We start from the raw sequence: 13,288 nt of genomic DNA on the forward strand, positions 1-13,288 counted from the left end.
CGGGGCCGCGGGTGGAGAACCCTATCGACCGGCCCCCGGGGGCGGCGCCGCTACGCGGCGGAAAAAGCGCCGCGCTCCGCGCGGCGCCGGCAGCTCCGCTGCCCAGCGGACAACTCCGTTGTCCTAGGCTCGAATTGCTCCGCAATTTCGAGTAGAACGGAATTCGCTCCGCGAATTCCGGGGGCTAGCTACAGGAACCTCTCCATCCCCGCTCAGATTTCGCAGCAAGCACACTTCGCCGCCCTTGGACCGTCCACGGCTACAACCTCGTATACCCATAAGGTGGTGCGGGTCGGGGCACCGCTGCCTGTTGAGTCACCAGGTTCAATCGGCTTGGTGGGACCGGCTGTTGCGGTGCCTGACGAGGAGGTCCAGCATCTTGTCGAACTCCTGTGGCGGCATCCGGTGGAGCAGGAAGTATGCCGCGTCTACGCCGTTGTCGTACGGGAACTTCTTTTGAGGCTGGCTTCCGGCTGCGGTCTGCGTCGTAATGGTGCCGCCGGTGGCTTGTTCCGGCACCGTTGGTGTGGCAGTTCCCGCTCCGGTGGCCGGCTCTTGATGTACCCGCGGAGGGATGGCTGTTCGAGCGCCGCTTGCCGCTTCCTTCGGTGCTGGGGAAGGGGGGGCGTCCTGCGGTGTGTGGGTGATTACGCCGTAATCACCGACGGAGTCCTGGTCAGAGGTGGCCTCGTTGCGTGGGCCGTCGTCGGGGACCTTGGCTGTGCGGGTTCTGTCCTCCTCCTTCCTGGCTCGCTCCTCCTTCAGCTCTTCCAGCGCTGCTTCTTGCTGGTCGGCCGGCTTGTTGCCTACTGCGCGCAGGAGGTCGATGGGTACCTGGCCGATGCGGGCCCGCAGTTCAGGAGTCAGGTTGAGCAGAGCCAGACGCTGCGATACCCATCCCTGGGAGCGGTGGAGGCGCTTGGCCAGGGCCCGTTGGCTGCCGTGAATGGCCAGCAGCCTTTGCAGGGCGCGGGCCTCGTCAATCTCTTCGAGGTCTTGCCGGTGGATGTTGGCGACGAGGGCGGACTCGAGAAGTTCCTCGGATGTGGCGCCCTGGTCGTCGCTGACCATGACTTTGACCGTGGTAAGTCCGGCTTCACGGGCGGCTGCGAGGCGGCTGCTGCCGTCGACCACAACATGTGTGGTGTCCGGCTCGAGTTCAGCTTCCTGACTGGGGTTGGCTTTGATGTAGGCATCGCGGTTCATCACCGTGATGGCCTGCTTCTGTCCGTGCGTCTTCAGGCTGCCTGCGAGGTCGGTCAGGTCTCCGAGCGTGGAGCGGGGGTTGTCGGGGTTGAGGCTGATGCGTTGTACGGGGAGTTCCGTGGGGGCTGCGATGCCGTCGGTGGGGACTCCGGTCGCAGCGGCCACCGCCTGACGGCGTGCGCTGACCGTGGGTCCTCCCCCGCCGAATCGGCCGGCGCCCAGTTGGTTGGCCTTGGTGGTCACAGGATCTCCCTTGCCAGGGCTCGCATGCCGACGGCCTGCTGCGACTCGGGCGCGTAGGACAGCAGGGGCTTCTTCACTCGTACGGCTTCTTTCTGTTCCTTGAGGTCGCCGATGAGTCCGACGACCCGGGGATCCTTGATGTCGATCCAGCCCTGGAGGGAGGAGGTGGCGATGTAGCCGCGGCGGGAGTCGTACAGGTTGACGACGATGCCGAGGGAGTCGATGTCGATTTGAAGGTCGCCGCGGAGGTCGTCGATCTGGGTGGTGAGCAGTTCGTAGGCGTCTGCTGAGCTGTCTTCGGCCTGGACAACGATCAGGGCACCGGATTGGCCGGGCTTCTCACCGTCGCGGCGCCGGCCGTAGTAGGCGGCGGCGTCCATGCTGAGACCGAGACTGGGCGGGCAGTCGACGATGATTACGTCGTAATCGGCTTCCAGTGGGGCGAGAGCCCGCTCAAGTGCAGCCTCCCTGGCGCGTACTGCGGAGAGGCGTACGTCGAGCAGGAAAGCGTCGTTGCAGGCGGGGAGCAGGTGGAGGCGGCCGCCGAAGCAGTCCTCGTCGATGGAGACGATGAGGTCGCTGAGGCCGCCCTTGGGGTCGCCGGCCATGTGGTTGGTGAGGCTGTCGCCCTGCATCGGCAGGGGTGCGGCCCCCAGTTGGTTGGTGAGGTGGCACTGCGGGTCGAAGTCCACGAGCAGGACCTTCAGCCCGGGACCGGGCAGGTTCTCGACGTCGAGCGGGTCGTCTGCCGAAGGTACTTGGACTGTCCGCGCTTCACTTTCCCTCAGTGCCTTGGCGAGTGCTTTTGCCACGCGCACAGGACGGAGAATGTCGACGTCCTCAGCCAGCGCCTCCCCCAGGCCTGCTGTGATCGCCGTCTTGCCGACACCCCCCTTCTGGTTGCAGACGATGACGCGGCGGGTGATTCCAGGCCGTTCGACTTCCGGGGCCGGGTTGGCGTCGAGCCACAGCTGGACGGACTGAGCAAGCCCTTGTGTCAGGGAGACGCCTCGATCGGCTGTGGTCTGCCGGAACTCGTTCCACTGCCCGAGAGGCAGGAAGGTGGAGAAGGTGTCGGAGCCCACGGTGTCGACGGCTGGGGCGGCGGAGGCCAGACCACACCAGTCCTTGATGCCTGATTCGACGGCGGCCTGGATTTCGACCCCGTGCTGGGCGGCTCTGACTTTGAGGTTCTGCCGGAGCCATCCCGGCAGTTTGGAGACGACCTTCTCGCGGTCGTGGGAGGAGGCTGGCGAACTCATGAGAGCACCATACTAACTTTGCTGATCACTTGCACCATCGGCGCGTTAGCTAACCAACTCTGATGGCCCGTCGGGCAGGGGGTGGGCGATTACGCCGTAATCAAGGGCGGTGCACCGGTGTTGCCGGACGGTGCGGTCCGGGGCGCTGTTCTGGACCGTTCTTGGCGGTACCGGCGCATCGCAAGGGGCGCTGCGCGCCTGGCGTTCGAGCGGCCGGCAGGGGGTGTTCAGCTGGAGTACACACTGTTTCAAGAGCGTGCCGTCAGAGTTCCACCTCGTGCCTACCTCACACTCGCGTGCCGGCGTCGCCTCTCTATGCGCGGCGACTGTGACGCTTTCAGGATTGCTCGTCACCGGGGTGCTCGACGCTCAGCCTGCGGCTGCCGCTGACCCGGTCGACTATCAGAACGTCCGGATCAACGAAGTTTCCTCGTCGAACAGCGACACGGTGGAGTTGTACAACACCGGCTCGACCGCGGTGAGCGTCAGTGGCTGGAAGATGTCCGACGACAGCTTCGCCCCACGGTCGTTCAACCCGTCCTCCGGCAGGATCCCGCCGGGCAGCTTCGTCACCTTCAACTCACCGAAGGGGCTCGGCGATTCGGACAAGCTGGTGATCTACACGGCCGACGGCACGGTGGTCGACCGCGTCGACTGGGCCACAGGCAGGGCAAAGCCCGCGATGGCGCGGTGCGGCGGAGACGGCACCGGGGCATGGGTGACTACGACGGCACCCACGTTCGGCGGCCCGAACGCCTCGGGCTGCCCGTCGTCGATACCTTCGGCGAGCCAGGTGAGGATCAACGAGGTCACCTCGAACGGCGCGGACACCGTGGAGCTGTACAACGGCGGAACGAGCGCGGTCGGCATCGGGGCGTGGAAGTACGCCGACAATGACACCTCCCATTCCCCGGCCTTGATCTCGTCCGCCTCGCCGAGCGCGACCAGTATCCCCGCAGGCGGCTATGTCACGTTCGACTCGGCCCTCGGGCTGGGTGACAAGGACTCGGTCTTTCTCTTCGACGGCACCGGCAACACCGTCGACTCGGTGACCTGGGCAGCCGATGGGGCCGAACCCTCGGACGAGCGCTGCGCCGACGGCACCGGCTGGTTGCGGACCTCCACGGCCGCGACGCTCGGCAGCGTGAACTCCTGCTCGGGCAGCGGCGGTGGGCAGACCGGTCGGCTGCTGGGTGGCGGCGGTTCGCTCACCAGCGGCTGCGCACCCGAAGCGCCCTCCGGCTCCGGTTCTTTCCCAGCAGGCACCCGGGCGTGGCCGGGCGGGCTGGACGTCACGATCACCGACGGCGTCTGCGCGTTCACCACGTCCACCGGTCCTGAGGGCCGGGACCTGAGTGGCCTGGCGTTCGACCCATCGGATCCGTCGGTGCTGTGGGCCGTCAAGAACAAGAACTGGCTGTACAAGCTGGTCAAGAGCAACGGCCAGTGGATTCCTGACGCGTCATGGAGCTCGGCCGGCAAGCAGATCCGCTTCGCCGGTGGCACCGGCCAGCCGGACTCCGAGGGGCTGACGGTCGGTGCCGACGGCCACATCTATGTGACCTCCGAGCGTGACAACAGCACCAACACGGTCCCCAAGGACACGATCATGGAGTTCGATCCGGCCGCGACCGGATCGGCGCTGACACCGATCCACCAGTGGGACATGACCGCGCAGTTCCCGCAGCTCAATACCGGCAGCAAGGACGACGCCAATCTGGGCTTCGAGGGTGTCGGTTACGTGCCCGACGGCTGGCTGACCGCGAACGGCTGGATCGACCCGCTCACCGGCGCCGCCTACGACCCGGCGGACTACCCGCTGCTGCACGGGGCCGGTCTGTTCTTCGCCGGCCTGGAGTGGGACGGCACGCTGCACGTCTACGGCCTGAACTCCGACGGCACGTTCACCACGTTCGGCACCATCGCGACCGGCCAGGCCTCCGTGATGGACGTGACGTTCGACGCCGGAACCCAGCGCATCGTCGCGACCTGCGACAACACCTGCGGTGAGACGCACACGTTCATGAAGGTCGACGCCGCCGGCGCGATCGTTCCGGAGGTGGCCTACACGAACCCGGCCGTCATGCCGACCGACAATCTGGAGGGCTTCGCGCTCTCGCCCATGTCGACCTGCGTCGACGGTTTCCGCGAGGCGGTCTGGAGCGACGACGGCAGCTACGGCTTCGGCTCCGGAAGCTCCTCCTACGGGCACGCCCTCTACAGCGGCACGTTCCCCTGCTGATCATGGCGCCCCAAAGGCGTCCTACCGGCCGCATGCTCCGCGGGTCAGCGTCGTGCGGCCGCGTGGGCGGGCCGGTGCCCGGGGCGGATCACGCGGACGACGAAGGGGACCGCGACGACGGCGAGGCAGATCAGCCCGGCGACCAGGAAGACGTGCTTGTAGGCGTTGCCGGTGGGCACAGCCAGGCCGGGTGGCAGCCCCTTGATGGTCTCCGAGGCCAGCATGGACCCGAGGATGGAGGTGCCGATCGCGCCACCTACGGTTCGGAGAACGGCGTTCATGCCGTTGGCTATGCCGCTCTGCGCCGGACTCACCGAGGTGCTGATGTAGGCGGGCATGGCCGCGAACGCCAGGCCCATCCCGATACCGAAGACGGAGCAGGCCGCGTAGATGGTGCCCTGGTGTGTGTGGTGGAAGGCGAGGAACAGCAACGTCAGCCCGGTCAGCAGGCCGCCGGTGATCATAGGGACGTCAGGTCCCCAGCGCGTGATCATGATGCTGCCGAGGGGCGCGGCGAGCAGGGATCCGGCGGCGGCGGGCAGCACCATGATTCCCGCGTGCAGGATGGTGGCGGAGAAGCCGTAGCCGAACCGCTCGGGTGTCTGCACGAAGTCGCTGATCACCATGAAGGTGCCGTACATGCCGAAGCCGATCAGCAGTCCGGACACATTCGCCGCGGCGACCGCGGGCCGGGACATCATCGAGATGTCGACCAAGGGGTGGGGGACGCGGTACTCGATGAGGATCCACACCAGGGCGAGAACCGCGGCGACGGCGAACAGCGTAACGGTCCGTGTGGAGCCCCATCCCCACGTGTGCCCCTGGCTGAGCGCAATGAGCAGGGCGGAGAGCCATCCGGCCAGGGTGATGGTGCCCAGCGGATCGGCACCTTGGGTCTGGTCGTCGGCCGACTTGTTGGGGACGAAGCGTGCCACCAGCACCATGGCGAGGGCGCCGAGCACCAGACCGGCCCAGAAGACGGAGCGGTAACTCCAGTGGTTGGTCAGGACACCGGCCGCGACCAGGCCGAGGCCCGATCCGACTCCCATGCTGGCGCTGATCAGTGCCACTCCCCCGGTGACCCGGTTTGTGGGCAGCTCGTCACGTACCACCGAGATGGCCAGGGGAAGCACACCTCCGGCGAATCCCTGCAGCACACGGGCGGTGATCAGCAGAGCGAAGCTGTCGGTGGACACGGCGACCAGGGAACCGGCGACAAGGCCGCCGAGCGACACCAGCAGAACCGGCCGGCGCCCTCGCAGGTCGCCGATCCTGCCGAGCAGGGGGGTGGCTATCGCGGCTGAGAGAAGATTGGCGGTCATCAGCCAGCTGGCCGTCGACCCCGACACCTGGAACTCGCGCGCGAGCATGGGAAGAAGCGGCACGACCGCCGTCTGCACCCCGGTGTACGCCAGCATGGCGAACACGAGCGTCGGCATGAGCAGCGCGCCTACGGAGCCCGGCAGGGCGGGTTTGCCCGTGGGGGCGAGGCCTGGCGGTCTTTTGGAGAGTTCCGTCATGAGTGTTCGTTCCAATCAGTCGAAATCACGCGGGCATAGGTCCGCCACCGGGTACGCACCGGCGGACGGATCATGGCCGGATTCCGGACGGCGGCAAAGGGTGGCCGGCAACCGAAGCCGTCTCGCTCGGGCGCTGGGGCTATCAATGCGAGGTCCAGCGCAAGGAATATGGGTAATGCTCATCGATAACGGTTTTTCGGGATAGAAACGTTGCTGGATTTGCAGCACACCCGTGAACACTAGAGTCCCGGTCGCAGTTTTTCCAATGGCAGAGAGTGCCGCATTGGCAGGGCGAACTCGCGCCCGCGTGCTGCCCAATCCTCGTGACCGAGAGCAAGTGCGCGGCTGCGGAGTGCAGGCGTGCTCGTTCGTCGTCCGGGCGGGACATGTCTCCGATGGCTCGTGCTGCGGGGTCTGCCTTGCCGGCAGGCGCGCCGCCCGCCGACGGCCGAACCAGCGCTTGCCGCTCACTCAAGGAGTTGTAGCCTGATATCGGATGTTTTATCCTCACGCCCCTCCAGGTGATGAGAGGGGCAAGCAGCCGTGGGCTGCATGAGCGATTACACGGGGGTGCACCGTGCCCGGACCGATAGCAGCCACCGGCGCCTTGCTGGAGTTGAACTTCGAGGAAGAGGCGATACTGATCCCGCCGGTTTGGCCGTTGGAAGCTGTGACCAACGTTCTCATCAATGAACTCCCCGTCATTCCATTTTCAGAACTGATGATAGTTCTTGAAGCAGGACTGGAAGTAGGGTACGAACTCATTGAATTTCCTAATTCAACTCCGGGTGTCGGTAAAATTGAGGTGCTTGCCCCGGAGATCTTCATGTGCCCTGAGGTTCTCGTGCCGGGAGGTCCTGTCTCTACAGCCGGAGAATCCCCCGCCATCCTCATACCGATAGTTCCGCCCATTGCGATGGAGGGCCCCATACCCATACCACTGGAATTTCCGCTGGAGGGACTCGTGACCCTGACGCCCGACTGCTGGGAAGTGGTTGTCCCCGAGTGACCGCCGTTGACGCGCCGGCACACCCGTCAGGTGGGCCTCGTGGCGACGGTCCCCGGCACAGCACGTCGCCGGCGGTTCCGCGGTGGCGGAACCGCCGGCTAGGGTGGCGTCGTATGGCTCGGCTCAGAGTCTGACGATCATCTTGCCGGTGTTGTCCCCTCGCAGAACGCCGAGGAAGGCTTCGACGTTGTTCTCGATGCCGTCGACGACGGTCTCCTGGTACTTGATTGCGCCGGAGCCGACCAGGGGGCCCACTTCCCGGATGAATTCGGCCTGCAGATCGTAGTGATCGGCGACGAGGAAGCCCTCCATGCGGCCGCGTGTCTGGATGAGGCGGGCGAGGTTGCCGGGGCCGGGTGACGGTTCGGTGTTGTTGTAGATCGATATCATGCCGCAGAGCGCGATCCGGCCGCCCTGGTTCAGGGAGCCGATGGCCGCCTCCAGGTGCTCACCACCGACATTGTCGAAGTAGACGTCGACACCGTCCGGAGCGGCGGCACGCAGTTGCTCGGCCACCGGCCCCTTCTTGTAGTTGAACGCGGCGTCGAAGCCGTACTCCTCCACGAGCAGCGCCACCTTCGCGTCGGACCCCGCGGAGCCGATGACCCGGGAGGCGCCGAAATGCTTGGCGATCTGACCCGCCTGACTTCCGACGGCGCCCGCCGCGCCGGAGACGAACACGACGTCGCCCTTGCGGAACGCGGCGGTGCGCATCAGGCACGCGTAAGCGGTGAGGCCGGGCATGCCCATGACGCCGAGGTAGGCGGACAAGGGGGCCGCGTCAGGGGCGATGCGGACCGCCTCCGCCGCGTTCAGTACGGCGAATTCACGCCAGCCGAGGAAGTGCAGAACGTGGTCGCCCACCGCCAGGTCCTTCGAGTTGGAGGCGACCACCTCTCCGACCGCGCCGCCCTCCATGACCTCGCCCAGGGCGAAATTCGCCGCGTACGACTCGGCGGCATTCATGCGTCCGCGCATGTAGGGGTCCACGGAAAGGTACTTGTTCTTGATCAGCACCTGGCCCTCACCCGGTACTGGGAGTTCCGCGTCGACCAGGAGGAAGTCCTCGGCTTTGGGCCAGCCCACCGGACGGCGGAGCAAGTGCCATTCACGGCTGACGGCGGGGAGGTTGGCGTCCAGGGACATTCTTGATCCTCCAGCGAATTGAGGTGCGATCCAGTCACATATTGCACTGTTGGTGTAATTATAATCTCTTGGGATATGGGTGACGTAAGGATCATTCACACGCACACCAGACTGCCCGGCCGCCTTGCCTCGGCTGCCGGGCAGGAGAAGCCCTGAAGGGGAAGTGCCTCAGCGGCGCCTGAGAACCGGGCCGTAGGGTGACTGCCAGGCTGGTCGCTCGTGGCGGGCGGCCGGGGCGTCGCCTGCCGGAGGCCGTTCAGGGTTCCGGCAGAGGTACCGCAGCGTGGGGCCGAGGCTTCTGCTCCTGTGCTGGATGGCGATGCGGATCCGCTGCGTGGCTTCTTCCGCGACCGCGCGGGCCTCGGCGCGGACCAGGGCCGCGTGCTCACTGGTACGCCCGTTCTCGACGGCCAGTACGGCAGCGCGGGCTTCCGCGAGTGCGAGGCCGTGGTAATCCGTCAATCGCTGTACGAGAATGCTTCGGGCTATGCCCTGGGCGACCGCTGCCCGGCCCTCCGGCTCATCGGCGCCGGGGGTACAACGCATGGCGTCCCTGCTCACCGTGTGGTCGTGGAGGGCTGCGTCGATCTGGTCGAGGACGTCGGTGCTGCGCACTCGCGGCTCCTTGGGCAGGTTGGTTCGACTGTGACGTGTACGGCGGCGTCTGCGCTTCATACGGCGTTCTCACCGTGGATACGTCGTGTGCCGTGCCCGTACTCGGGTGCGAGGCGGAGCATTTCGCATCGGACGTATGCAGTACGGCAGTCGGGGCGACCGGAACCTGGACGGACGGCGCGGGGCGCCCGGCTCAGGCGGCTGAGCGGCAGGTGCGCCCGGTCAGAGGGCGGAGTGGGTGACATCGCGAGGCCCAGCAGCAGACCGGCCAGGTTGGTGAAGAGTACGGGCCGGTGGGCGAACATCCCCATGTCGACCATGGGCCCCCCGATCCGCTTCTCGGTGACGACCCGCACGACGGCCATGACAGCCGCACCGGCGAAGGGGCCGAGCGTACGCCAGCGTCAGCGCCGAGCCAGACCGTCGAACCGCCCGTCCTGGTCTGGGAGGCGGGCTCCTTCCCTCCACGCCCTTCTGGAGCGCGTATTCGAGGAACAGCACACAGCCGACCGCTGAGGCAGAGCGGAACGAGCGACACCGCTTACCTCGCTCTTACCCTGACTGCCTTTAGCATGTAGTTGCACTGTGAGTGTGAAAAGTTAGTCAGTCGCGTTCCGGAAGTCGCAGCCTGGCCACACACTCAGGGGGCCGTCAGTCACCCAGAGACCCAGTCGGCCCTTGCTGCGCCCGCCTTCTGCCGTGCCCCCACGCTGACGGCGGGCGCGGCCTGTGCGTGGTGCCCGAGCGGTCGGCCGTCGGCGGCCGGCTGCTCGGGCACCGTGCCGGGTCAGGCTGCGAAGCCGATGGTGGTGACGTACTCGTACTGGCCCCACTCCGAGCCGAGGTCCACGACCGCGTCGTTGATCCAGGCATCGTCCAGGGCCTGTTCGTCGCCTGACGCCCAGGCATCGATGATGCGGTCCCAGCGCCGGACGTTGAGCGTGCGGAAAGAGACCTCGCGCTGCCGGGGCCGGTCGACCTGAGACTGGTTGAGGGGATGGAATTCCACGCGCGTACCCCGGCCTTGACGGTTCAGGCGGGCCAGGAGGTAGCGGGCGACGTTGTGACGGCGCACTGTGCGGTAGGCGGTCTCGATCCGCTCGAGGTTTTTCTTCGACGGGCTGCGTCTGCCGTCCAGCCAGGCTTTGAGGGTGCGGTCGGTGACGGTCAGGCCGGCCTCACGGGCCGCTTGGCGGGCATGCTCGGTGCGGGTGAGGTAGTGCAGGCGGGCGAGCATGCCGCGTCGCTGGGTGACAGGGGTGGTGACGAAGTTGGCGAGCGCGTCGAGCTGGCGGGCCGCGGCTTCGTATCCCTTGATGCCGCGCGCGCCGTATTTGCCGAAATCGATGTTCCGCTCCGGCACTCTCGCCTCCCCGATGTGAAGCGTTCCTTGACTCCAGGAGGCTTGAGGATACCGGCTCCCGGGGATCTAGTCGGCGGTGGCGGTGCCCACCGTGTAGACGTCCTTGACCTTCACCTCGGTGACGCCCCGGCCCTCGGGGAACACTGCCCGCCAGTCGCCGATGACATGGAGTTCGTCGGTGCCCATGGCGTGGACGACCATGAGGCCCTCGTCGTAGGCACGATGGGCCTTCCACCACAGATTCGCGAAAGCCTGCGAGCGGATGAGGTGCATCCAGTCGGTGCGGTACAGCTCGCGGTTGTAGTTCGACTCCCCCAGCGTGGAGACGAATTTCGAGTACATGGCCTTGACGTACTCCAATGTCACTTCGTCGTCGGCGGCGATCGCCCGGTCCCGGGCGTCCTTGAGGGCGATGCGGAATTTCTCCAGGAGGCCCTCCGTGGCGCCCGACGTCCAGGACTCGTGGATCTCCGGCGGATCGCACAGGCCGTACTTGGGACTGGAGATGCGCAGCAGCAGGCGCAGGGTCGACTCCGTCACCCAGAGCGGTCCGGGCTCGTCGCGGTTGCCGATGGGGTTGGGCAAGTAGGTCTCGTGGTCCCAGTCGGGCGGGGTGATCAGATGGACGCCGGCGCGCCGGCGGTCGTGGTGGTCGCCTGTGGAGTGCTCCAGCTGACCGAGCGGCAGATGGGTCTTGAGCGCGCTCAGATAGGCGCCGTTGACGTCGAGTGCGGTGATCTGGTGCTCGCCCTGCGGCAGTTCGGGCCTGGCCCATTTGGGGCGGGCCTCCCAGATCTGGTCCGCGCCACGGGAGGACTGCTTGCGCAGAACGTCGGGCAGCCACGGATGGGCGACGACGTCATAGCGGCCACCCTGCCGGGTATGGTCCAGCAGCGCCATGGCGTCCGGAATCGCCCGCTTGACCAGGGCCTTGGTCGCCGCTTCCACATCGCCGGAGTGCTCGGCGAGCGCGGCCTCGACGGCGGTGCCGATCAGGTCCGGGGTATCGGCAGGGTGCATGCGGCGGCCGACGGGCACGACCCTGATCCTGGGGCCCGGATGCCCCTGCCGGCCGGAAGGCTCTTGGCGTCGAGGCACCTTGTGTGGAGCTGGTCCCTCGGGTGTGGCGGGCTCGGTCGTCCCGGGCTGGACGACGCCGCACTGAGCATGGTCCAGGTGCTGCGGGAATCCGGCGACCTGGAAACCCGCGGGCTGCCCGCACAGCACGCAGGGCCGGGGCGCGGGAAGCACGTCGACGTCGTCGTCGTAGTCCCCTCGCCCGGCGCTTTCCGCGTCTGTGTGCGCGGAAGCGGTGTGCGCGGTTGCGGTGTCAGCCGTGCTCTCGGCCGTGTCGGCCGCCAGTCTGGTCCGAGCCCCTTCGAGGAAGTAGGCGTACTTCTCCCGTACTTCGCCGCTCGGCTCGCGTCCGGACTCCCAGCCCCCGACCGTGGACGGGCTGACGCCCAGGGCCCGCGCGAGCTGGGCACGCGAGACGGCCGTCCCTTCCCGCAGGCTCCGCCGCTCCTCGGCGGCCGGCAGCGGGACGTTCTTCTTGGCCCCGGCGAGCAAAGCGTCGATCGCGCCGAAGTCGGTCATCGTACGGCTCCGTCGGCGGGCGCCGTGCGCGCGGCGGGGCGGCCGGGAAGGCGTCGACGTGTGACCGGCAAGGCCTCCGTTGCGCGGGTGGGGCCGGCCAGGAGGTCGAGAACATCGATGCCGTAGTGCGCGGCGACTGCTTCGCAATCGGTCAGGCTCCAGGCGGCCACCCCGGACTGACGCCGGCTCACCTGGGCCTGGCTCACGCCCAGGGCGGAGGCGAGCCCGGCCTGCGACTCACCGGCCGCGTGGAGCAGCGCTGCCACCGCCGAGCGCATCCTCTCCTCAAGGCCAATACTCATAGTGTCGAATCTACCACAATAAACTCATGAAATATACGTATATCGCAACCACGTGCCCGATGTGGCGGGCGCGGCAGCCGCTCACTCGGCACGGCCCGTCGACCGCCACCGTACGCGGGCCTTGGCCCCAGCCCCCGTCACGGACCGCCGGAACCGGGCGGAGGCGGCGAATGGCCCGGGTCACTCTCCTGCGGGGCGTTCACGCCGGTTCTGTGTGGTCTCCTGAGCATGGGCGGGTAGACAAGCGATTCACCCGAACCCCATTCGCAGGCCAGGGCCAGGAGCACACAGAGCAATGCCACGGAGGCGAAGGCGAGCCCGAGCCACACTCCGATGCCCGTGCCGAAGCTCACGCCGAGGGTCTCGCCCAGCAGCCGGTTGTAGAAATCCGCCAGTTCTGCGGTGTCTGCGGCTTTGACCGCGTAGAAGGCCACCAGGACGGCGGCTGACACCAGCACGGCTGTCAGGTATCCCCGGCTCGTCACCCACAGGGCCGCGAAGAGCAGGCCGATGGTGACGAACGCCGAGATAATGATCATTACAGGGCCCGCGGTCTGCAGTGCTGCACCGAAGGCGTTCTCACTCCTGGACCCGGCGGTGAGCCAGGGCAGCAGGAGCATGATGAAGCTCAGCAGCGCCGCGATCGCGGCTCCCACCAGGGGCCAATCGCGAGAGACGATCAATCGCGGTGCGGAATGAGGGGGAGCGGAGGTCGTCATGCGTCCTCCTTCGTGGCAACCGTCGTGTGCGAGGGGCGGCTCAGCGGCGCCCTGCCTTTCCTCCA

The 13,288-nt window shown here is 67.1% G+C and carries 12 protein-coding genes; 2 read left to right on the forward strand and 10 right to left on the reverse strand.

Annotated elements, in window-relative coordinates; translation table 11 throughout:
- Positions 1–324: 324 nt before the first annotated feature.
- Complete coding sequence (locus tag ABZ854_RS27340) at positions 325–1,449, reverse strand: ParB/RepB/Spo0J family partition protein (protein ID WP_361215494.1); 1,125 nt, start codon at positions 1,447–1,449, stop codon at positions 325–327.
- A complete protein-coding gene (locus tag ABZ854_RS27345; RefSeq protein ID WP_361215497.1) occupies positions 1,446–2,711 on the reverse strand; it encodes a ParA family protein in 1,266 nt (421 codons plus the stop codon). Before ABZ854_RS27345 ends, ABZ854_RS27340 begins: the two co-directional genes overlap by 4 nt.
- Before the next feature lie 277 nt (positions 2,712–2,988).
- On the opposite strand from ABZ854_RS27345, the gene ABZ854_RS27350 reads away from it, so the two are divergent.
- Positions 2,989–4,953 (forward strand): lamin tail domain-containing protein, encoded by a 1,965-nt coding sequence (locus tag ABZ854_RS27350; RefSeq protein ID WP_361215500.1) that lies wholly within the window; start codon positions 2,989–2,991, stop codon positions 4,951–4,953.
- A 44-nt stretch (positions 4,954–4,997) separates the two neighbouring features.
- Here ABZ854_RS27350 and ABZ854_RS27355 read toward each other — a convergent pair whose 3' ends face one another.
- Positions 4,998–6,473: an MFS transporter gene (locus tag ABZ854_RS27355; RefSeq protein WP_361215503.1), complete on the reverse strand. Its 1,476-nt coding sequence runs from the start codon at positions 6,471–6,473 to the stop codon at positions 4,998–5,000.
- 577 nt (positions 6,474–7,050) lie between these two features.
- On the opposite strand from ABZ854_RS27355, the gene ABZ854_RS27360 reads away from it, so the two are divergent.
- Positions 7,051–7,482 carry a hypothetical protein gene (locus tag ABZ854_RS27360; RefSeq protein WP_361215506.1) on the forward strand — a complete coding sequence of 144 codons (432 nt, stop codon included), beginning with the start codon at positions 7,051–7,053 and terminating at the stop codon, positions 7,480–7,482.
- A gap of 123 nt (positions 7,483–7,605) precedes the next feature.
- On the opposite strand, the gene ABZ854_RS27365 is transcribed toward ABZ854_RS27360, so the two are convergent.
- The 7 genes from ABZ854_RS27365 to ABZ854_RS27395 all read right to left on the reverse strand — a co-directional run bounded on the left by ABZ854_RS27365 (position 7,606) and on the right by ABZ854_RS27395 (position 13,223).
- Entirely contained in the window at positions 7,606–8,628 is a 1,023-nt protein-coding gene (locus tag ABZ854_RS27365) for an NADP-dependent oxidoreductase (protein ID WP_361215508.1), read from the reverse strand.
- 168 nt (positions 8,629–8,796) lie between these two features.
- A complete protein-coding gene (locus tag ABZ854_RS27370) occupies positions 8,797–9,243 on the reverse strand; it encodes a hypothetical protein (protein ID WP_361215511.1) in 447 nt (148 codons plus the stop codon).
- 56 nt (positions 9,244–9,299) lie between these two features.
- Positions 9,300–9,608, reverse strand: coding sequence for a hypothetical protein (locus tag ABZ854_RS27375; protein WP_361215514.1), 309 nt, complete (start codon positions 9,606–9,608; stop codon positions 9,300–9,302).
- A 422-nt stretch (positions 9,609–10,030) separates the two neighbouring features.
- Entirely contained in the window at positions 10,031–10,606 is a 576-nt protein-coding gene (locus ABZ854_RS27380; RefSeq protein ID WP_361215517.1) for a transcriptional regulator, read from the reverse strand.
- Between the two features lie 66 nt (positions 10,607–10,672).
- Positions 10,673–12,202, reverse strand: coding sequence for a helix-turn-helix domain-containing protein (locus ABZ854_RS27385; RefSeq protein WP_361215520.1), 1,530 nt, complete (start codon positions 12,200–12,202; stop codon positions 10,673–10,675).
- Entirely contained in the window at positions 12,199–12,504 is a 306-nt protein-coding gene (locus ABZ854_RS27390; protein ID WP_361215523.1) for a helix-turn-helix transcriptional regulator, read from the reverse strand. The genes ABZ854_RS27385 and ABZ854_RS27390 overlap by 4 nt, the downstream gene beginning before the upstream one ends.
- 137 nt (positions 12,505–12,641) lie before the next feature.
- Entirely contained in the window at positions 12,642–13,223 is a 582-nt protein-coding gene (locus ABZ854_RS27395) for a hypothetical protein (RefSeq protein ID WP_361215525.1), read from the reverse strand.
- Between the last annotated feature and the right edge of the window lie 65 nt (positions 13,224–13,288).

The sequence above is a fragment of the Streptomyces sp. NPDC047028 genome (genome assembly GCF_040644095.1).
GTDB lineage: Bacteria > Actinomycetota > Actinomycetes > Streptomycetales > Streptomycetaceae > Streptomyces.